This is a genomic window from Streptomyces silvisoli, from assembly GCF_029269905.1.
Lineage (GTDB): Bacteria > Actinomycetota > Actinomycetes > Streptomycetales > Streptomycetaceae > Streptantibioticus_A > Streptantibioticus_A silvisoli_A.
The window spans coordinates 132,984-153,453 of sequence record NZ_JARJBC010000006.1 but is presented as its reverse complement, the minus strand read 5'-3'; the positions used below and the strand labels follow the sequence as shown (position 1 = coordinate 153,453).

Here is a 20,470-nt window from a genome sequence, read left to right as displayed (position 1 = left end):
GCGTCATGAGCACACCCATCAAGGACCCCACCCCGGCCCCGGTGGAACCGGCTCCCGCGCCGAGCCCGCGCAAGGCGGACCCGCGGACCCGGTTCGCGGAGGGCGGCGGGGTGCTGAACGTCTTCTCCCACGGCTTCCTCGCCCTGTGGGCCGTCATGATCGTGCTGCCGCTGGCGTGGATCGTGCTGAGCTCGTTCAAGACCGACGCGCAGATCGGCGGCAGCGCCTGGACCTGGCCGACGCACTGGTCGTTCGAGGTGTTCGTACGGGCCTGGGACAAGGGCATCGGCGGGTTCTTCCTCAACACGGTGATCGTGCTGTTCTTCTCTGTGACGCTCACCATGCTGTTCGGCTCCATGGCCGCGTACGTGCTGGCCCGCTACGAGTTCCCGGGCAACCGCGTGCTGTACTACCTCTTCGTGGCCGGGGCGATGTTCCCGGTCTACCTTGCGCTGGTGCCGCTGTTCTTCATGGTGCGCAACCTCGGCATGCTCAACACGTACCAGGGTCTGATCCTGGTCTACGTCGCCTACTCGCTGCCGTTCACCGTCTTCTTCCTGCACTCGTTCTTCCGCACCCTGCCGACGGCCGTGCACGAGGCCGCGATGATCGACGGCTGCTCGCACACCCGGGCCTTCTTCCAGGTGATGCTGCCGATCGCCAAGCCCGGGCTGCTCAGCGTCGGGATCTTCAACGTGCTGGGGCAGTGGAACCAGTACATCCTGCCGCTGACCCTGATGCAGAAGCAGAGCGGCTCCGACCGGGACCACTCGATGCTCACCCAGGGCCTGGTCAACCTGGCGCTCCAGCAGGGGTACGCCGGCGACATGCCCGCGCTGTTCGCCGGGATGACCATCGCCATGCTGCCGGTGCTGGTGGTCTACCTCTCCTTCCAGCGGCAGGTGCAGGCCGGACTTACGGCGGGCACGTTGAAGTAGCGCCGGCCGGGGACGGTACCGTCGGTGACCGAGCCGGGGGTGCGGTCGCCCCACGTACGATCTGTGATCATCCGGGGTTCCTGCCGCTCAATACCTTGACGGGGCACGACCCCTGAGGCTCTGCTTAGAGTTCATATGTTGGAGGAACGGCAGGGAGTGGATGGTCGTGGAGACTCCGGGATCGCAGTCCTCGCTGCACCGGGCCAATCTTGAGCGGGTGGTCCGCGCGGTGCGGCTGGCTGGCTCGCTCACCCAGGCGGAGATCGCCCGCGGTACGGGACTGTCCGCCGCCACCGTCTCCAACATCGTCCGCGAGCTGCGGGACAACGGAACGGTGCAGGTCACCCCGACCTCCTCGGGCGGCCGGCGGGCCCGCAGCGTGTCGCTGTCAGGGGACGCCGGAATCGTGGTCGGCGTCGACTTCGGCCACTCCCATCTGCGGGTCGCCGTGGGCAACCTGGCCCACCAGGTGCTCGCCGAGCAGACCGAGCCGATCGATGTGGACGCCTCCGCGGCGCAGGGCTTCGACCGGGCGGAACGGCTGGTGGCGCAGCTGATCGAGACCACCGGGATCGGTGCCGACAAGGTGATCGGCGTCGGCCTGGGCGTACCGGGGCCGATCGACGTGGCCACCGGTGTCCTGGGGTCCACCGCGATCATGCCGGGGTGGGGCGGCATCAACCCGCGCGAGGAGCTGGCCGGGCGGCTCGGCATGCCGGTGCACGTGGACAACGACGCCAACCTGGGCGCCCTCGGCGAGCTGGTCTGGGGCGCGGGCCGCGGGGTGAAGGACCTGGCCTACATCAAGGTGGCCAGCGGTGTCGGCGCCGGGCTGGTGATCAACGGGCAGATCTACCGGGGACCGGGCGGCACCGCGGGCGAGATAGGGCACATCACCCTGGACGAGTCCGGGCCGGTCTGCCGCTGCGGCAACCGCGGCTGCCTGGAGACCTTCACCGCCGCCCGGTACGTGCTGGACCTGCTGCGCGCCAGCCACGGTCCGGATCTGACGGTGCCGAAGATGGTACGGCTGGCCCGGGACGGCGACCCCGGGTGCCGCCGGGTGATCGCCGACGTCGGCCGCCACGTCGGCATGGGCGTGGCCAACCTGTGCAACGTGCTCAACCCGAGCCGTGTGGTGCTCGGCGGGGAGCTGGCCGAGGCCGGGGAGGTGGTGCTGGGGCCCATCAGGGAATCCGTGGCCCGGTACGCCATTCCCAGCGCGGCCCGGCAACTCGCGGTGGTTCCCGGTGCTTTGGGGGCCCGGGCGGAAGTGCTGGGCGCGCTGGCATTGGTGCTCAGCGAAATGGGCGATTCAACTCTTTTGCCGGATTCCGCGCCGGCCGCCCTCGCGTTCAGCTAGATAACGAGTCGTGTCGTTGTCATCTCGTTAATTATTTACTTCTTGACGGCAAGCTTTGGTGGGAGTTGACTCACGTCCACCTCGGCCGCAACGTCGCGGCCCCGTCAGGGAGGTACTCAGTGAACACCACTCTGCGTCGTGCAGTCATCGCGACGGCGGCTGTTTCCATGGCGTTGTCCATGGCGGCGTGTGGCAAGGCGGGCGGCAGCAAAACCAGCGCCGCCGACGTGAACAACGGATTCCGTATCGGTCTGGCGCTTCCGGAGAACCAGACCGCGCGGTATGAGTCGGTCGACCGACCGAAGATCGAGGCGAAGCTGCACCAACTGTGCCCCAAGTGCCAGGTCGATTACGAAAACGCCGCGCAGAACGCCAATACCCAGCAGCAGCAGGTCGACACGCTCATCAATGACGGCGACAAGGTCATCATTCTCGACTCGGTCGACTACAAGGCCATTCAGCCGTCGGTGCAGAAGGCGCACGACAAGGGCGTGAAGATCGTCGCGTACGACCGGCTCGCCCAGGGGCCGATCGACGCCTACACCTCCTTCGACAACACCCAGGTCGGCAAGCAGCAGGGCCAGGCGCTCCTCCAGGCCATGGGCTCCAAGGCCAGCCCGAGCAGCCAGATAGTCATGGTCAACGGCGACAAGGGCGACCCCAACGCCGCCCAGTTCAAGGCCGGTGCGCACAGCGTGCTGGACGGAAAGGTCAAGATCGCCGCCGAGTTCGACACCAACGGCTGGCTGGCCAACAACGCCAACAACGAGGTCTCCGGCGCCATAAGCCGGATCGGCGGCAGCAACATCGCCGCGGTGTACTCGGCCAACGACGGCATGGCCGCCGGTATCATCTCCGCCCTGCAGTCCGCGCACATCAACCCGCTGCCGCCGGTCGGCGGCCAGGACGCGCAACTCGACGGCGTCCAGCGGGTGCTGGCGGGCACCCAGGCGTTCACCATCTACAAGCCGTACAAGGACGAGGCGGACGCCGCCGCCGAGATGGCGATCGAGGTGGCCACCGGCAAGCCGGTCTCCGCGGCCGACACCACGGTGGCCAGCGCCACCAACAAGGGAATCCCGGCGAAGCTGATCCCGACCCAGATCCTGACCGACAAGAACATCCAGCAGACGGTGATCGCGGGCGGCCTGTTCACGGTCAACCAGCTGTGCTCCGGTCAGTACGCGGCCGACTGCGCCAAGGCGGGACTGAAGTAGCCGCCCTTTTTCCTCGCGGTCAGCGGTTGATGACCGCTGATATCAGCCGTCCGGTGCGCTGTCCCGGCAAACAGACCCCGCTAACGGGACAGTGCACCGGACATCCCCGGGGAGGCTCCCCGGGAAAGGCCTCGCTTTTTCCGGCGCGGCATTCCCAAACTTTTCTCGCACAGCATTCCGCGTCTGCCACCGCAGCGCGGCATCCCCCGCCGGCCAGGCGGCGAAGGAGATGGTTCACGTGTCCGCTACGCCCGTGCTGGCGTTGCGCGGGATCTCCAAGCGGTTCGGTGCCGTACAGGCGCTCACCGATGTCGAATTGGAGGTCCGTTCCGGTGAGGTGGTCGCCCTGGTCGGCGACAACGGCGCCGGAAAGTCGACGCTGGTGAAGACGATCGCCGGAGTTCACCCGATCGACGAAGGCGTCATCGAGTGGGAGGGCCGGCCCGTGACGATCAACCGGCCGCATGACGCCCAGGGACTGGGCATCGCGACCGTCTACCAGGACCTGGCGCTGTGCGACAACCTCGATGTCGTCCAGAACCTGTTCCTGGGCCGGGAGGTCCGCAGGGTCGGCGTGCTCGACGAGGTGGAGATGGAGAAGCGCTCCCGCGAACTCCTCAACACCCTTTCCATCCGCATCCCCAGCGTGCGGATCCCGATCGCCTCGCTCTCCGGCGGTCAGCGCCAGACGGTGGCCATAGCCCGTTCCCTGATCGGCGACCCCAAGGTCGTCATCCTGGACGAGCCCACCGCCGCCCTCGGCGTGGAGCAGACCGCCCAGGTCCTCGACCTGGTCGAGCGGCTCCGCGAACGCGGCCTGGCCGTCATCCTGATCAGCCACAACATGGTGGACGTCATGGCGGTCGCGGACCAGGTCGCGGTGCTGCGGCTGGGCCGCAACAACGGCGTCTTCGCCGCAAGGGAAACCACCCAGGAAGAGATCATCTCCGCCATCACCGGCGCCACGGACAACGCCGTGACCCGCCGGAAGGCGCGCACCGCGGAGGCGGACAAGTGAGCAACTCCGATCTGCACAAGCCCCCGGTCGCGGACGACGCCGAGCAGGAACCGGCGGTCGCCGCGCCGCCCCCCGCCGCCGACGCCATCGTGGCGGTCGACCCACGGCTGCTCATACGCGAGCAGGGACTCGCCGGCTATGTCACCGAGTTCAAGCGCCGCCTGCACAGCGGCGATCTGGGATCCATGCCGGTGATCGTCGCCCTGATCCTCATCTGGGGCGTCTTCCAGGGAATGAACAGCACGTTCCTGTCGGCCAACAACCTGTCCACCATCGCGTTCAACGTGGTGGGCACCGGCATGATCGCCGTCGGGATCGTCTTCGTCCTGCTGCTGGGCGAGATCGACCTGTCGGTGTCCTACGTCAGCGGTCTGGCCGGCGCGGTCTTCGCCGTACTCAGCGTCTACCACGGGTTCCCCGAGCCGCTGGCCTTGGTGCTGGGCATCCTCACCGGCACGGCGATCGGCGCGCTGCAGGGCTTCTTCTTCGCCAAGGTGGGCGTACCGGCGTTCGTGGTGACGCTGGCCGGCTTCCTGGCGTGGAACGGTGCCATGCTCTGGGTGCTCGGCAAGAACGGCACCATCAACCTCAAGGCCAACGGCCTGCTGTACAACCTCTACAACTACACCTTCACCGACGTCGCCTACGCCTACGGTCTGGCGCTGATCGGGGTGCTGCTCTACCTCGGCTCCTCGCTGTGGCAGGCCAACCGCCGTCGGCAGGCCGGGGTGCCGTTCCGTCCGCTGACCGACATCATCGTCAAGACCGTGCTGCTGGCGATCGTCTCGTTCGCCGCCGCCGTGGTGCTCAACCAGGCGGACGGGCTGCCGCTGTGCCTGCTGCTGTTCCTGGCGGTGGTCATCGGTCTCGACCTGGTGCTGCGCCGCACCACCTACGGGCGGCAGATCTTCGCGGTCGGCGGTGGCATCGAGGCCGCCCGCCGGGCGGGCATCAACGTGGCCTGGATCCGGATCTCGGTGTTCATGCTGGCGGGCACGATGGCCGCGGTCGGCGGCATGTTCCTGGCCGGCCAGGTCAACTCGGCCCAGTCCACCCAGGGTGGCGGCAACACGCTGATGAACGCGATCGCCGCGGCCGTCATCGGCGGCACCAGCCTGTTCGGCGGCCGGGGCAAGACCTGGTCGGCGCTGCTGGGCGCGCTGGTGATCGTCTCGATCCAGCAGGGCATGTACATCCTCAACCTGAACACCGCGATCCAGTACATGATCACCGGTGCGGTGCTGCTGGCCGCCGTGGTGGTCGACTCGGTGTCGCGCAGGACACAGAAGGCGTCCGGCCGCGCCTAGCGTCCGCCTTCCCCGGGTACCCGGCGTGCCACGGCACGCCGGGTACCGTTGCGTTCGCCCGGGTGACGTGAATCGCATCGCCCGGCCGACTTCGCTCAGGACGGAACATTAGACTCGACGGACTGACCGGCAACGCTCGACAGGTTCGACAGCACAAGGAGGCACGGGTGGCCCTGCTATCCCGTATCAAGGGACCGCGCGACCTCGACCGGCTCACCCAGGAGCAGCTGGTGGAGCTGGCGGGCGAGATCCGGACCTTCCTCGTCGAGGCCGTGTCCAAGACCGGCGGCCACCTCGGGCCGAACCTCGGCGTGGTGGAGCTGACCATCGCGCTGCACCGGGTCTTCGACTCGCCCAAGGACAAGGTGCTGTTCGACACCGGCCATCAGAGCTACGTCCACAAACTGCTCACCGGCCGTCAGGACTTCTCCAGGCTGCGCAACAAGGGCGGCCTGTCCGGCTACCCCTCGCGCGCCGAGTCCGAGCACGACGTCATCGAGAACTCGCACGCCTCCACGGTGCTCGGCTGGGCCGACGGCCTGGCCAAGGCCAACCAGGTGCTGGACCGCAAGGACCACGTCGTCGCGGTGATCGGCGACGGAGCGCTCACCGGCGGCATGGCCTGGGAGGCGCTCAACAACATCGCCGCCGCCAAGGACCGCCCGCTGGTCATCGTCGTCAACGACAACGAGCGCTCCTACGCGCCGACCATCGGCGGTCTGGCCAACCACCTCGCCACGCTGCGCACCACCGACGGCTACGAGCGCTTCCTCGCCCGCGGCAAGGACCTGCTGGAGCGCACCCCGCTGATCGGCCAGCCGCTGTACGAGACGCTGCACGGCGCCAAGAAGGGGCTGAAGGACTTCATCGCCCCGCAGGGCATGTTCGAGGACCTCGGGCTGAAGTACGTCGGCCCGATCGACGGCCACAACGTGGAGGCACTGGAGTCCGCGCTGCAGCGCGCCAAGCGCTTCGGCGGCCCGGTGATCGTGCACTGCCTCACCGAGAAGGGGCGCGGCTACAAGCCCGCCGAGCAGGACGAGGCGGACCGCTTCCACGGCATCGGCGTCATCCACCCGGACACCGGTCTGCCGGTGTCCGCCGCGGGCACTGACTGGACGTCGGTCTTCGGCGAGGAGATGGTCAAGCTCGGTCACGAGCGCGAGGACATCGTGGCCATCACGGCGGCGATGCTCCAGCCGGTCGGCCTCGCCCCCTTCGCCGAGGCGTTCCCCGACCGGGTCTACGACGTGGGCATCGCCGAGCAGCACGGCGCGGTGTCGGCGGCGGGCCTGGCCACCGGCGGGCTGCACCCGGTGTTCGCGCTGTACGCGACCTTCCTCAACCGGGCCTTCGACCAGGTGCTGATGGACGTGGCGCTGCACAGGTGCGGGGTGACCTTCGTCCTCGACCGCTCCGGCGTCACCGGCCCGGACGGCGCCTCCCACCACGGCATGTGGGACATGTCGATCCTCCAGGTCGTACCCGGGCTGCGGCTCGCCGCACCGCGCGACGCCGACCAGGTGCGCGCCCAGCTGCGTGAGGCCGTCGAGGTCAAGGACGCGCCGACCGTGGTGCGCTACTCCAAGGGCGCCGTGGGCCCCGCGGTCCAGGCGGTCGGCCGGATCGGCGGCATGGACGTGCTGCGCGACCCGGCGGTCGGGCAGGGGCAGCCGGACGTGCTCATCGTCTCGGTCGGCGCGCTCGCCCCGATGTGCCTTGAGGTCGCCGAACTCCTCGACGCCCAGGGCATCTCCAGCACCGTCGTCGACCCGCGCTGGGTCAAGCCGGTGGACGAGGCGCTGCCCGCCCTCGCCGCACGCCACCGCGTGGTGGTCACCGTGGAGGACAACTGCCGTACCGGAGGCGTCGGTTCGGCCGTCTCGCAGGCGCTGCGGGACGCCGAGGTGGACGTGCCGCTGCGGGACTTCGGCATTCCGCCGGTCTTCCTCGACCACGCCTCCCGCAAGGAGGTCATGTCCGAGATCGGGCTCACCGCGCCCGCCATCGCGCGTCAGGTGACCGGCCTGGTGGCCACGTTGGACGGCCGCTACGAGGACGAGCCGACCAGCGTCACCAGCGACTGACCGCACGACCCACCGATGGGCCGGGCGGACCACTGCGAAGAGTGGTCCGCCCGGCCCATCGGCGCATCTGCATGCGTGCCCTTTCGGGTGACCTGGCCATCCGGGTGCCGGGCTGGCAGACCGGCCGTCCCGACCATGTGGGCAGGACAACCGTGGAGGTGCGTCGATGGATGCCAGAACGCCACAGCCCGCGATCCGGTCGCGGAACCCGATGTTCCGCACGAAGTCCGTCGAGCAGTCGATCCAGGACACCGAGGAGCCCGAACACGCCCTCCGCAAGTCGCTGTCCGCCCTTGACCTGACCGTCTTCGGCGTCGGCGTCATCATCGGCACCGGCATCTTCGTCCTCACCGGCCAGGTGGCCAGGTCCTACGCCGGGCCCGCGGTCGCCCTGTCGTTCGTCGCCGCGGGCGTGGTGTGCGCGCTGGCCGCCCTGTGCTACGCGGAGTTCGCCTCCACCGTGCCGGTCGCCGGATCCGCGTACACCTTCTCGTACGCCTCGATCGGCGAGCTGCCCGCGTGGATCATCGGCTGGGACCTGATCCTCGAACTCGCCCTGGGCTGTGCGGTGGTGGCGGTCGGCTGGTCCGGGTACATCAGGTCGCTGCTGGACACAGCGGGACTCCGCCTGCCGCGCGGGCTGACCGGGGTCGGCGCCGGCGGGGAGTTCGACCTGATGGCCTTCCTGCTGGTGCTGGTGCTCACCGGGGTGCTGGTCGCCGGGATGAAGCTGTCCGCCCGGCTCACCTCGCTGATCGTGGGGATCAAGGTGATCGTGGTGCTGATCGTGATCGTCGCCGGGGCGTTCTACGTCAGCAGCGCCAACTACATGCCGTTCCTGCCCGCCGCGCAACGGGCCGGCGGCGCCTCCTCGGGGCTCGGCGCACCGCTGGTCCAGCTGATCTTCGGGTACAAGCCGACGACCTTCGGCGTGTGGGGCGTGTTCACCGCCGCCGCCGTGGTGTTCTTCGCGTTCATCGGCTTCGACATCGTGGCGACCGCCGCCGAGGAGACCAGGAACCCCGCGCGGGACGTCCCGTTGGGCATCCTCGGCTCGCTGGCCGTGTGCACGGTCCTGTACGTCGCGGTGTCCGTCGTCGTCACCGGCATGCAGAAGTACAGCCGGCTGTCGGTGGAGGCCCCGCTCTCCGACGCCTTCAAGGTGAACCACGCGCCGGTCTGGTCCGGGGTGATCAGCTTCGGCGCGGCCGTCGGCCTCACCTCGGTCTGCATGATCCTGCTGCTCGGCCAGAGCCGGGTGTTCTTCGCGATGAGCCGGGACGGACTGCTGCCGAGGTTCTTCTCGCAGGTCCACCCGCGGTTCGGCACCCCCTACCGGGCCACCCTGCTGCTCGGCCTGGTGGTCGCGGTGGTGGCCGGTTTCACCAGCATCGCGGAGCTGTCGGAACTGGTGAACATCGGCACGCTGTTCGCGTTCGTGGTGGTCGCGGTGGGTGTGGTGATCCTGCGCCGGACGCGGCCGGATCTGCCGCGCTCCTTCCGTACCCCGTGGGTTCCGGTCATCCCGGTGCTGTCGGTGTGCGCCTCGCTGTGGCTGATGCTCAACCTGCCCGCGGAGACCTGGCTGCGGTTCGTCGTCTGGATGGTCGTCGGCTTCCTCCTGTACTTCGCCTACGGGCGGCGGCACAGCCGCCTCGGCCTGCGCGGCTGACCGGACACGCCTCGTTTCCCAGTCCGGACCACCGCCCGGTACGTTGGACCGCATGCCTGCCGCCCCCGAGACCGCCGGTGTCACGACGGCGCGGCTGCCGTCGCAGCGGGGCGACGGGACCGCGGTGGCCCGTACCGGCTCCGGCCACTACTGGGTGCGGCTGCTGCCGGTGCTCGCCGTGCTGGCCGCCCTGACCCGACTGCCGTCCTTCCTGCGCCCGATCTGGAACCCCGACGAGGGGTTCCTCGCCACCCAGGCGCGCATGCTGGCGCACGGCGGCGTGCTCTACGACACGGTGGTGGACCGCAAACCACCGCTGCTGCCCTGGCTGTACCAGGGCGCGTTCTGGCTGTTCGGGGACGCCTCGCTGACGCCGCTTCGGATCGCCGCGGTGCTCGCCCAACTGGTCACCGCGGCGCTGCTGGCCGCCCTCGCCCGGCGCCGCTGGGGGAACCTGGCGGGTGCGACCGCGGGCATCGGCCATCTGCTGGTCTCCGTGGGGCTCTCCCCCGAGGACAGCCAGGCCGCGACCTTCGAGGTCTTCATGCTCCCGTGGACGGTGGCGGCCTTCCTCTGCGCGGATCTCGCCCGCGGCCGGTCGGCGGCGCGCTGGGGTGCGCTCGCGGGGCTCGCCGTGGCGGGCGCGGCGCTCACCAAGCAGACCGGCGGCGCGGTGCTGCTGCCGGTGGTCTGGCTGCTGTGGCGGTCCGGTCCGGGCCGGGCGCGGGCGCTGGGCGGTCTCGCGGTCGGCTTCCTGGTGCCGGGGCTCGCCGTGGCGCTGTTCCTGGGGGCGCATCGGTTCCTGTTCTGGACGGTGACCGGCTCGGGGTCCTACCTGTCGGTGAGCGGTGCCTGGCTGGTCGCCGTCGGGCGGGCGCTCGGCAACACGGGGATCCTGGCCGCCGCCTGTGCGGGGGCCGTGGTCCCGGCGCTGTACCTGCTGGCCAGGCGTCGCCGGTTCGCCGAGTCCGACCTGTGGATATGGCTGGCCGCTTCGGCGGTCGCGGTCACCACCGGTTTCCAGTTCTACGGCCACTACTACCTGCAGCTGCTGCCGCCGCTGGTGCTGCTCGGGGTGGCCGCCCTGCGCCGGCTGCCGCGCTGGTGGCGCCCGGCCGCCGGATGGACCGCGCTGGCGGCCTGCGGCTTCACGGCCTGGGGGCTGGCGGCGCCGCACGGCGACCTGGACCACGCGAGCCGGGTCGCCGCCGCGATCGCGCACCGCACCGCGCCGGGGGAGACGGTTCTGGTCTGGGGCATGCACCCCGAGGACTACTGGCTGTCCGGCCGCGCGCCCGCCAGCCGCTATCTGACCGCCGGGTTCCTCACCAACTTCAGCGGCGGCCGCGGCGGCGCGCGGGTCGGCGAGGAGTACGCGGTGCCGGGCGCCTGGCGCGCCTTCCGGCAGGAGATGGAACGCCGCCCGCCCGCCCTGATCGTGGACGACTCGCGCGGCCAGCCGTACGGCCCGGCGCACATCCCCGCCTTCCGCCACCTGCTGGCGGGCTACCACCGCACCGCCACCGCCGACGGCGCCGTGCTCTACGTCCGGCGGTCCTAGCGCGTCAGGCCGTCATGGCCGCACCGCCCGCGGCCCCACGCAGACCACGCCGTGGGCCTCTGCCCGCTCGCGCAGCGCCCGGTCGGCGGTGACCAGCAGCAGCGGGCGGTCGGGGGCCTGACGGGCGGCCCGCTCCAGCAGCTCCACCATCCGGTCGTCACCGCTGCCCGGCGCCGCCTCCACCCGCGCCCCAGGCACCGAGGCCACGTCGCGCGCCGCGCCCTCGACTACCAGGACCACTTCCAGTGGTGTGTTCTTCGCCCACTCGGGTACGTCGGCGTCTTCCGGGAAGCCCCGCTCGGCCAGCGGCACCAGGGCGTCGCGCAGCCGCTCGGTGGCGCCGTGCCGGTCCCGCCACCAGCCGTCCGGCACGGCCCCCACAGTGTTGGCCGCGTCCACGACAACCAGTGGTTCAAAGGTCATGGGCCTACCCTGGCACGGTCCCGCCTCCAGGGGCGGTGGTATACAGGCGCGGTAGGGCAACGCAGGAAGTGATGGGACGCGTGATGGCAGAGTCCAAGGGGCCGCAGGAGGCCACCGGGCAGGTTGAGCCGACGGCTTCGGGTACGGCGGGCTCCCGCGGCGGCTGGCACCGCTGGCGTCCCTACTCGGCGGCGATCGTCGCGGTCGCGGCGATCTTCGTGGTGTCCGCGGTGATCGGCGCGCACGTACGGGCCGGTAAGAACACCACCGTCAAGCCGCCGAACGGCGTCCCCAGCGCGGCTCCGCTGAGCATTCCGATCAACCCCGCGGTGCCGGTGACCGTCACGGTGTACATGGACATGCGCAGCCCGCAGTCCAAGACGTTCGCCGAGAGCTACGCCAGCACCTTCGACCGGCTGCTCAACTCCGGCCAGGCCAGGATCGAGTACCGCCTGGTCACCTCGACCGACGCCAAGCTGGGCGGCAAGGGTTCCGCGATGGCCGCCAACGCGGTGGCCTGCGCCCAGGACCAGGGCAAGGACCAGTTCGAGGCCTACGTCAAGCAGCTGTGGAAGCACCAGCCCGCGCGGGCGCACGACAGGTTCGCCAGCGCCGCGTACCTGGAGAAGCTGGCGGAGAAGCTGCCGGGGCTGCCCAAGTCGGAGAAGCTCCAGGCTTCCGAGTTCGTGCCCTGTGTGAACGACGACGACCACGGCGGCTGGGTCATCGCCTCGCAGAAGAAGTACCAGCAGGACGGTCTCGGCGACGTACCGGTGCTGCAGATCAACGGCCAGACGGTGTCCCCGGCCAAGGACGGGCTGACCCCGGCCAAGCTGGTCTCCCTGGTGGAGCAGGCGGCGGCCCTCGCCGACACCCAGCCGTCGCCGTCCGCTTCCGCTTCCGCTTCGGCGCCCGCCAAGCCGTCCGCCACCGCCTCCGCGCCGAGCGCGCCGTCCGGCACACCGTCGGCGGGCTGACGGCGCCTCCGTTCCGCCAACGGGAGCATTAAAAACACATAATCCGACTCGTGCAGCCTGTCTTCTGCCGTTTCGCACCGGATGTCTCGCAGGATGGAGCCCTAGGTGCTGGGCGGCTGGATGACGGAGGGCGGAGCCATGGTGCTACCGGTGTTCGCCGGATCTGTCGCCGCTGCCACGGAACGGGCACCCACCGCCACCGAGCCGACCGAACGCCAAGGCCCCTGTCTGCCGGGCTGGTTGGCGGTCAGCACCGGCGCCGCCGCCGCGGGCGCCGCGCTGTGGCTGCTGTGGTGGCGGGGTGTGCTCCCGGACCGGGTCGCCGGGTACGAGGTGCTGCCCGGCAGCCCGGGTTACGGAGCCGACTACGCGACCTGGGGCGCCGTGATGCTGCTCGCCGCGCTGGGCGCGATCGCCGTCGGCGGGCTCAACCGCGGCCGACCCGGCAGCGTTTGGGTGCTGACCTGGTGCGGCGGCTACCGCGGCACCGTACGGCGCACCGGACTGCTGTGGATCAATCCGCTGCTGACCAGGCGCCGGGTGGACGTGGCGCTGCGCCACTGGCGCAGTCGGCCCATCGAGGCCGTGGACGCCGACGGCACCCGGCTGCACGCGACGGTGCTGCTGGTCTGGCGGGTACGGGACACCGCCCGGGCCTGCTTCGCCGTCGACAACCACGTCGTCTACCTGCGCGACCAGATGGAGTGCGCGGTGACCCGGGTGCTCTCCCGGCTGCCCACCGACGACTTCCGCACCCGCTCGCGGACACTGCGCGACACCGACCACGTGGGTGACGCCCTGACCCTGGCACTGATGGAGGAGATGCGCCCGGTGGGCATCGAGATCGTCTCGGCCCGGCCGATGCGCATCGACTACGCGCCCGAGGTCGCCGTGATCATGCGGCGCAGGCAGCTGGCGGCCCTTGACGCCCGGCACCGCCAGGCGCTGGTCGGCGATGTGGTCACCACGGTCGCCGAAACGGTCTGCGGGCTCACCGACCGGGGCCGGATCGCCCTGGACGACCACGCGCGCACGGTGCTGGTGAAGGACCTGACCGCCGCCCTGTGCGGACCACCCGGCAGAACGCCGGGTTGAAGCGAGGACGCGAAAGGGCCGCCCGGGAGGGGACAACTCCCGGGCGGCCCTCGCGTGTCACCCGGTTACGCCGGGACGCTGGCGACGCCCGGGGCGAGGAACCGCTTGCCGTTCACCCGCTCCGAGACGCCCTCGCGGTCCAGGTACGGGGTGATGCCGCCCAGGTGGAACGGCCAGCCCGCGCCGGTGATCAGGCACAGGTCGATGTCCTGCGCCTCGGCCACCACGCCCTCGTCGAGCATCAGGCCGATCTCCTGCGCCACCGCGTCCAGCACCCGGTCGCGCACCTGCTCCTCGGTGAGCTTGACGTCGCCCTGCTTCAGCAGCGCCGCGACCTCGGGGTCCAGCTCCGGCTTGCCGGAGTCGTAGACGTAGAAGCCGCGCTTGCCCGCCTTGACGACCGCGGCCAGGTTCGGCGAGACCGTGAAGCGGTCGGGGAAGGCGCCGTGCAGGGTCTCCGACACGTGCAGGCCGATCGCCGGGCCGACCAGCTCCAGCAGCACCAGCGGGGACATCGGCAGACCGAGCGGCTCGATGGCCTTCTCGGCGACCTCGACCGAGGTGCCCTCGTCGATGACGTTCTGGATCTCGCCCATGAAGCGGGTCAGGATCCGGTTGACCACGAACGCCGGGGCGTCCTTGACCAGAACCGCGGTCTTCTTCAGCTTCTTGGCCACACCGAAGGCGGTGGCCAGCGAGGCGTCGTCGGTCTTCTCGCCGCGCACGATCTCCAGCAGCGGCAGCACCGCGACCGGGTTGAAGAAGTGGAAGCCGACGACCCGCTCCGGGTGCTGGAGCTTCGACGCCATCTCGCTCACCGACAGCGAGGAGGTGTTGGTCGCCAGGATGGTGTCCGGTCCGACGACCGCCTCCACCTCGGCGAACACCTTCTGCTTGACGCCCATCTCCTCGAAGACGGCCTCGATGACGAAGTCCGCGTCACCGAAGGCGGCCGCCTTGTCGAGGGAGCCGGACACCAGCGCCTTGAGCCGGTTGGCCTTGTCGTTGTTCACCCGGCCCTTGGCGAGCAGCTTGTCGATCTCGCCGTGGACGTAGGCCACGCCCTTGTCGACCCGCTCCTGGTCGATGTCGGTCAGCACGACCGGCACCTCAAGGCGGCGGGCGAACAGCAGCGCCAGCTGGGAGGCCATCAGACCGGCGCCGACCACGCCGACCTTGCCGACCGTGCGGGCCAGGTTCTTGTCCGGCGCACCGGCCGGGCGCTTGCCGCGCTTCTGCACCAGGTTGAACGAGTAGATCCCGGCGCGCAGTTCGCCGCCCATGATCAGGTCGGCGAGCGCCTGGTCCTCGGCGTCGAAGCCCTGCCGCAGGTCGCCGTTCCTGGCGCCCGCGATGATGTCCAGCGCGCGGTACGCGGCCGGGGCGGCGCCGTGCACCTTGCCGTCGGCGATGAACCGGCCGCGCGCCACGGCCTGGTCCCAGGCCTCGCCGCGGTCCACTTCGGCCCGTACGACCTCGGTCTCGCCCTTGAGTACGGACGCGGTCCAGGCCAGCGACTGCTCCAGGAAGTCCGCGCCCTCGAAGATGGCGTCGGCGATGCCGAGTTCGAAGACCTGCTTGCCCTTGAGCTGCTTGTTCTGGTTGAGCGAGTTCTCGATGATGACGCTCACCGCGCGGTCCGCGCCGATCAGGTTCGGCAGCAGCGTGCAGCCGCCCCAGCCCGGCACCAGACCGAGGAAGACCTCGGGCAGCGAGAACGCGGGCAGCGCCTTGGAGACCGTGCGGTACGAGCAGTGCAGACCGACCTCGACACCGCCGCCCATCGCCGCGCCGTTGTAGTACGCGAAGGTGGGAACGGCGAGCGCGGACAGCCGCTTGAAGACGTCGTGGCCGCCCTTGCCGATGGCCAGCGCGTCCTCGTGCCGCTTCAGCAGCTCGACGCCCTTGAGGTCGGCGCCGACCGCGAAGATGAACGGCTTGCCGGTGATGCCCACACCGACGATCTCGCCGTCCGCGGCCTCCTTCTCCACCTGGTCGATCGCCGTGTTGAGGTTGGCGAGCGACTGCGGGCCGAAGGTGGTCGGCTTGGTGTGGTCCAGGCCGTTGTCCAGCGTGATCAGCGCGAACTTGCCCGCGCCCTGCGGCAGTTCGAGGTGGCGTACGTGCGCCTGGGTGACGACCTCGTCAGGGAACAGCTCGGCCGCCCCCTTCAACAGCTCAGCGGTGGTGCTCACTTGCCCTCCCAGTGCGGGTTCTCCCAGATGACGGTCCCGCCCATGCCGAAGCCGACGCACATGGTGGTCAGGCCGTAGCGGACCTGCGGCTGCTCCTCGAACTGGCGGGCCAGCTGCGTCATCAGCCGCACACCGGAGGAGGCCAGCGGGTGGCCGAACGCGATCGCGCCGCCGTACTGGTTGACGCGCGGGTCGTCGTCAGCGATGCCGTAGTGGTCGAGGAAGGCGAGCACCTGCACGGCGAACGCCTCGTTGACCTCGAACAGGCCGATGTCGGAGATCGACAGGCCCGCCTTGGCCAGCGCCTTCTCGGTCGCCGGAACCGGACCGATGCCCATCACCTCGGGCTCGACACCGGCGAACGCGTAGCTGACCAGCCGCATCTTGACCGGCAGGCCCAGCTCGTTCGCGACGTCCTCGGCCGCCAGCAGGGAGGCGGTGGCACCGTCGTTGAGACCGGCGGCGTTTCCGGCGGTCACCCGGCCGTGGGCGCGGAACGGGGTCTTGAGGCTCGCCAGGTTCTCCAGCGTGGTGCCCGGGCGCATCGGCTCGTCGGCGGTGGCCAGGCCCCAACCGGTCTCGCCCGCCTCGGGGTTGGTGCGGCGCACCGAGATCGGCACCAGGTCCTGCTGGATCTTGCCGTTGGCGTACGCCTTGGCGGCCTTCTCCTGGCTGCGCACCGAGTACTCGTCGGCCCGCTGCTTGGTCAGGTGCGGGAAGCGGTCGTGCAGGTTCTCCGCCGTCATGCCCATGAACAGGGCGGACTCGTCGACCAGCTTCTCGGAGACGAAGCGCGGGTTGGGGTCCACGCCCTCACCCATCGGGTGGCGGCCCATGTGCTCGACACCACCGGCGACGACCACGTCGTACGCGCCGAAGGCGATGCCGCCCGAGGTCGTGGTGACCGCGGTCATCGCGCCCGCGCACATGCGGTCGATGGAGAAGCCGGGAACGGTCTTCGGGAGCCCGGCGAGGATGCCCGCGGTACGGCCCAGGGTCAGGCCCTGGTCGCCGATCTGCGTGGTGGCGGCGACGGCGACCTCGTCGATCCGCTCCGCCGGCAGGTCCGGGTTGCGCCGCAGCAGCTCCCGGATGCACTTGATCACCAGGTCGTCGGCGCGGGTCTCGTGGTAGATGCCCTTGGGGCCCGCCTTGCCGAACGGGGTGCGGACGCCGTCAACGAAGACGACGTCCCTAGCGGTACGAGGCACGTTGGCTCTCCCTCATTCGTGTTCGCTCGCCGCCGGGCGCGCGGCGCTCCGCGGCGCGCGGTGTGGCTGGGCAGCCCGGCAGAGGACGCCGCATGGCGAAGCAGCGGCGGCTCACACGGTCATGCTACTTGCGGGTAACCAGTGTGGACAGTCCCCCCGCGGTAAGCGGTGAACGTCACATTCCCCGCAGGTCCGGGGCGCTGCCTCCCACCTGGCCGACCGTCTGCCCTGGGGCCACGCCCACCCGTCCACCCGTCTGCCTCGGCCTCTCGCCTGCCGTCGCGCACGGTTCGGCACGGGCCGGGAGCGTGCCTGCGAAAGCGGCGGATGGGCGGGTGAAACCCGCAGCGCACCGCCGACCGAACGTGCACGGCCGTGCGCCCCGTCAAGCGAAGGCCGACGGTAATCAGGTGGGCGGGCGGCAGAACCCGTTCGCGAGGACCGCGGGGGCGGCCGATCGTCAGGACTCGGCCTGAACCGCCGTCAGCGCCCGCGCGATCACGTCCGAGACGAGTTCGATCTGCCATGGGCGCGCGGCCCGCTCCGCGAGCCGCTCGGCGATCGCCGCCGCGTTCGGCTCCGCCGGCGGCTCCCAGCACACCCGCCGTACCGCGTCCGGCGCCACCAGGTTCTCCTGCGGCACATTGAGCCGCTCCGCCAACGCGGTGACCGCCGCGCGGGCGGCGCTGAGGCGGGCTGCCGCCGCCGGGTCCTTGTCGGTCCACGAGCGCGGCGGCGGCGGACCTCCCTGTACCGGCCCGAGCTGCGGCTGGTCCCGCTCGGGCAGCGCCCGCGCCCGGTCCACCGCGGCCTGCCAGACGTCCAGTTGACGGCGGCCCATCCGGTTGCCGAAACCGGGCAGCGCGGCGAGCGCGTGCACATTGGGCGGCATCGCCAGTGCCGCCGCCACGATCGCGGCGTCGGTCAGCACCCGCCCCGGCGAGACGTCGCGCTGCCGCGCGATCTCGTCCCGTACCGTCCACAACTCCCGTACCACGCCGAGCTGTCGGCGCCGCCGAACCTTGTGCATGCCCGAGGTGCGGCGCCAGGGGTCGGTGCGCGGCGCGGGCGGCGGCGCGGCGGCGATCGCCGCGAACTCCTGCAGCGCCCACTCCAGCTTGCCCTGCTCTCGCAGCTCGGCCTCCAGCGCGTCGCGCAGGTCGACCAGCAGTTCCACGTCGAGCGCGGCATAGCGCAACCACGGCTCGGGCAGCGGGCGGGTGGACCAGTCGACGGCCGAGTGGCCCTTCTCCAGGGCGTAACCGAGCACGTTCTCCACCATGGCGCCCAGGCCCACCCGGGCGAAGCCCGCCAGCCGTCCGGCAAGCTCGGTGTCGAAGATCCGGCCCGGCCGCATCCCTATCTCGGCCAGGCACGGCAGGTCCTGGGTGGCCGCGTGCAGCACCCACTCGGTGTCGGCGAGGGCCTCGCCCAGCGCGGACAGGTCAGGACAGGCGACGGGGTCGATCAGCGCGGTCCCTGCTCCGGCGCGGCGCAGCTGGACCAGGTAGGCCCGCTGCCCGTAGCGGTAGCCGGAAGCGCGCTCGGCGTCGACGGCGACGGGACCGGTGCCCGCGGCGAATGCCGACACGACTGCGGCGAGCGCCTCCGGGCTGTCGGTCACCGGCGGGATGCCCTCGCGCGGGTCCAGCAGCGGGACCGGCGCCGGGATTGCTTCGCTTGCTGCGGTCTCTCGGGCGTCGGTCACTCGTCAAGGGTAGCCGGGACGGCTCATGCGTCGCGCCCGTCGATGGAACGTTCCACGAACGGGCGCGCTGACGGCCGTACGGGTCGGGCTCAGTGGATGATGCCGGTGCGCAGTGCCACGGCCACCATTCCGGCCCGGTCTCCGGTGCCGAGCTTTCGGGCGATACGGGCCAGATGGCTCTTGACGGTGAGGGCGGACAGCCCCATCGACACGCCGATCGCCTTGTTGGACTGCCCCTCGGCCACCAGCCGGAGCACCTCCACCTCGCGCCCCGACAGCTCCCGGTAGCCGCCGGGGTGGCCGGGAGCGCCCGGTGGGCGGCGCTGGAGGCGGGCGCCGGGTGCCCCGATCGGGGCGGCGCCGGGTCGCTGCGCGAGACCTACATTCGTACGGGTGCCGGTGACGACGTAGCCCTTGACGCCACCGGCCAGCGCGTTGCGCACCGCGCCGATGTCGTCGGCGGCGGACAGGGCGAGTCCGTTGGGCCAGCCCGCGGCCCTGGTCTCGGCGAGGAGGGTGAGCCCGGAGCCGTCGGGCAGGTGCACATCGGCGACGCAGATGTCGCGCGGGGTGCCGACCCGGGGGCGGGCCTCCGCGATCGACGACGCCTCGATGACGTCGCGTACGCCGAGTGCCCACAGATGCCGGGTGACAGTGCTGCGGACGCGCGGGTCGGCGACGACGACCATGGCCGTCGGCTTGATCGGGCGGTAGGCGACCAGGCTTGTGGGGTGGTCGAGAAGAACCGACACCGGGCCTCCTGTGACGTGGCGGAACCGGACCGGCCGATGGGGGAGGGGGCCGGTGCTCCGTGGGGATAAAGGTCACAGTCCTCTTCGGCAGTATCGGAACGGTCCTTTAGGGAAAGATCACGATTTATTCTGTAACAATCCGGGCAAGTCGGATACGAGGCTGATCGATTCCGAACAAAAGGGCCAACGGTTCGATCAGGCAAGGACATTCGGTCCGCCGTACGGCAACCGACCGTTACCGTGGATCGTTATCGCGGGCCACGCCGGTTCGGCAGCGACACCACCCCGTCGCCACCCCCTTCGCCCAGCGCCGGAGGCAACCCGGCACTGGTGCACAGCAGCTCGCACCACGCCACCAGGTGCGCCGCCATGTCGGGGAACCCGGCCGATGTGTCGGCGGGCGTCCAGGACGCCCGGACCTCGATCTCCGTGCTGGCCGCCCGGTCCGCCAGCGCCCCGAAGTGGTGCGAGGAACTGCACGAGACGGTGCCGCTCGGTTCGCTGTACGCCGCACCGCGCGCGGCCAGCGCCCCGGTCAGCCAGGACCAGCACACGTCCGGCAGCAGTGGATCGGCCGCCATCTCCGGTTCCAGCTCCGCTCGGGCCAGCGTGACCACCCGGAAGGTACCGTGCCAGGTGTCCTGCCCGGCCGGGTCGTGCAGCAGCACCAGCCTGCCGTCCGCCAGTTCCTCCCCCTCGACGACCACCGAGGCCTCCACCGCGTACGCGTGCGGGGCCAGCCGTTTGGGGGCCGGGATCTGCGCCAGTTCCACCTCGGCCCGCGTCCGGGCCGCTTCCAGTGTCTCCACCGCCCGTTGGAATACGAGCGGTGCCCCATCCTCGTCCACGAGGTGCCCCTGAGCCGCGACCATGCCCGGAAGACTAGGCCGCTGGCACCCTTCGGCACGGGAGGAACACCGGTATGGGCGGGTCGCCCCTTCGGCTG

16 protein-coding genes are annotated in these 20,470 nt (G+C 70.7%); 10 read left to right on the top strand and 6 right to left on the bottom strand.

From position 1 onward, the window contains the following. Positions 1-5 precede the first annotated feature (5 nt). From P3G67_RS12385 to P3G67_RS12350, 8 genes are all read left to right on the top strand, one after another. The gene (locus tag P3G67_RS12385) at positions 6-938 is read left to right on the top strand and encodes a carbohydrate ABC transporter permease (protein ID WP_269856527.1); all 933 of its coding nucleotides are present in this window, start codon (positions 6-8) and stop codon (positions 936-938) included. A gap of 166 nt (positions 939-1,104) precedes the next feature. After that, positions 1,105-2,301, top strand: a complete 1,197-nt coding sequence (locus P3G67_RS12380) for an ROK family transcriptional regulator (protein WP_276093502.1) — start codon at positions 1,105-1,107, stop codon at positions 2,299-2,301. A 119-nt stretch (positions 2,302-2,420) separates the two neighbouring features. Further along, positions 2,421-3,518 (top strand): substrate-binding domain-containing protein, encoded by a 1,098-nt coding sequence (locus P3G67_RS12375; RefSeq protein ID WP_269856525.1) that lies wholly within the window; start codon positions 2,421-2,423, stop codon positions 3,516-3,518. A 229-nt stretch (positions 3,519-3,747) separates the two neighbouring features. After that, a complete protein-coding gene (locus P3G67_RS12370) occupies positions 3,748-4,536 on the top strand; it encodes an ATP-binding cassette domain-containing protein (protein WP_276093501.1) in 789 nt (262 codons plus the stop codon). Beyond that, on the top strand, positions 4,533-5,843 hold the full coding sequence (locus tag P3G67_RS12365; RefSeq protein ID WP_391858246.1) for a sugar ABC transporter permease: 1,311 nt from the start codon (positions 4,533-4,535) through the stop codon (positions 5,841-5,843). The genes P3G67_RS12370 and P3G67_RS12365 overlap by 4 nt, the downstream gene beginning before the upstream one ends. A gap of 167 nt (positions 5,844-6,010) precedes the next feature. Further along, positions 6,011-7,930: a 1-deoxy-D-xylulose-5-phosphate synthase gene (gene dxs, locus P3G67_RS12360; RefSeq protein WP_276093500.1), complete on the top strand. Its 1,920-nt coding sequence runs from the start codon at positions 6,011-6,013 to the stop codon at positions 7,928-7,930. 211 nt (positions 7,931-8,141) lie between these two features. Beyond that, the gene (locus tag P3G67_RS12355; RefSeq protein ID WP_276093499.1) at positions 8,142-9,602 is read left to right on the top strand and encodes an amino acid permease; all 1,461 of its coding nucleotides are present in this window, start codon (positions 8,142-8,144) and stop codon (positions 9,600-9,602) included. 52 nt (positions 9,603-9,654) lie between these two features. Beyond that, positions 9,655-11,163, top strand: coding sequence for an ArnT family glycosyltransferase (locus P3G67_RS12350; RefSeq protein ID WP_276093498.1), 1,509 nt, complete (start codon positions 9,655-9,657; stop codon positions 11,161-11,163). Between the two features lie 12 nt (positions 11,164-11,175). Here the strand turns inward: P3G67_RS12350 and P3G67_RS12345 are convergent, their stop codons facing one another. Continuing rightward, positions 11,176-11,586, bottom strand: coding sequence for a PIN domain-containing protein (locus P3G67_RS12345; protein ID WP_276093497.1), 411 nt, complete (start codon positions 11,584-11,586; stop codon positions 11,176-11,178). Between the two features lie 83 nt (positions 11,587-11,669). Between P3G67_RS12345 and P3G67_RS12340 the strand changes: the two genes are divergently transcribed. Both P3G67_RS12340 and P3G67_RS12335 read left to right on the top strand, forming a co-directional pair. Next, positions 11,670-12,563 (top strand): DsbA family protein, encoded by an 894-nt coding sequence (locus tag P3G67_RS12340; RefSeq protein ID WP_276093496.1) that lies wholly within the window; start codon positions 11,670-11,672, stop codon positions 12,561-12,563. Positions 12,564-12,683: 120 nt separating this feature from the next. Further along, complete coding sequence (locus tag P3G67_RS12335; protein WP_269856518.1) at positions 12,684-13,658, top strand: SPFH domain-containing protein; 975 nt, start codon at positions 12,684-12,686, stop codon at positions 13,656-13,658. 65 nt (positions 13,659-13,723) lie between these two features. Here the strand turns inward: P3G67_RS12335 and P3G67_RS12330 are convergent, their stop codons facing one another. The 5 genes from P3G67_RS12330 to P3G67_RS12310 all read right to left on the bottom strand — a co-directional run bounded on the left by P3G67_RS12330 (position 13,724) and on the right by P3G67_RS12310 (position 20,396). Beyond that, a complete protein-coding gene (locus P3G67_RS12330) occupies positions 13,724-15,853 on the bottom strand; it encodes a 3-hydroxyacyl-CoA dehydrogenase NAD-binding domain-containing protein (protein WP_276093495.1) in 2,130 nt (709 codons plus the stop codon). After that, positions 15,850-17,064 carry a thiolase family protein gene (locus tag P3G67_RS12325; protein WP_269856516.1) on the bottom strand — a complete coding sequence of 405 codons (1,215 nt, stop codon included), beginning with the start codon at positions 17,062-17,064 and terminating at the stop codon, positions 15,850-15,852. Before P3G67_RS12325 ends, P3G67_RS12330 begins: the two co-directional genes overlap by 4 nt. A 460-nt stretch (positions 17,065-17,524) precedes the next feature. Continuing rightward, positions 17,525-18,772 (bottom strand): HRDC domain-containing protein, encoded by a 1,248-nt coding sequence (locus tag P3G67_RS12320; RefSeq protein WP_269856515.1) that lies wholly within the window; start codon positions 18,770-18,772, stop codon positions 17,525-17,527. An 89-nt stretch (positions 18,773-18,861) separates the two neighbouring features. Further along, positions 18,862-19,524 carry a response regulator transcription factor gene (locus P3G67_RS12315; protein WP_255930217.1) on the bottom strand — a complete coding sequence of 221 codons (663 nt, stop codon included), beginning with the start codon at positions 19,522-19,524 and terminating at the stop codon, positions 18,862-18,864. A 248-nt stretch (positions 19,525-19,772) separates the two neighbouring features. After that, positions 19,773-20,396 carry a DUF3000 domain-containing protein gene (locus P3G67_RS12310; protein WP_269856514.1) on the bottom strand — a complete coding sequence of 208 codons (624 nt, stop codon included), beginning with the start codon at positions 20,394-20,396 and terminating at the stop codon, positions 19,773-19,775. Between the last annotated feature and the right edge of the window lie 74 nt (positions 20,397-20,470).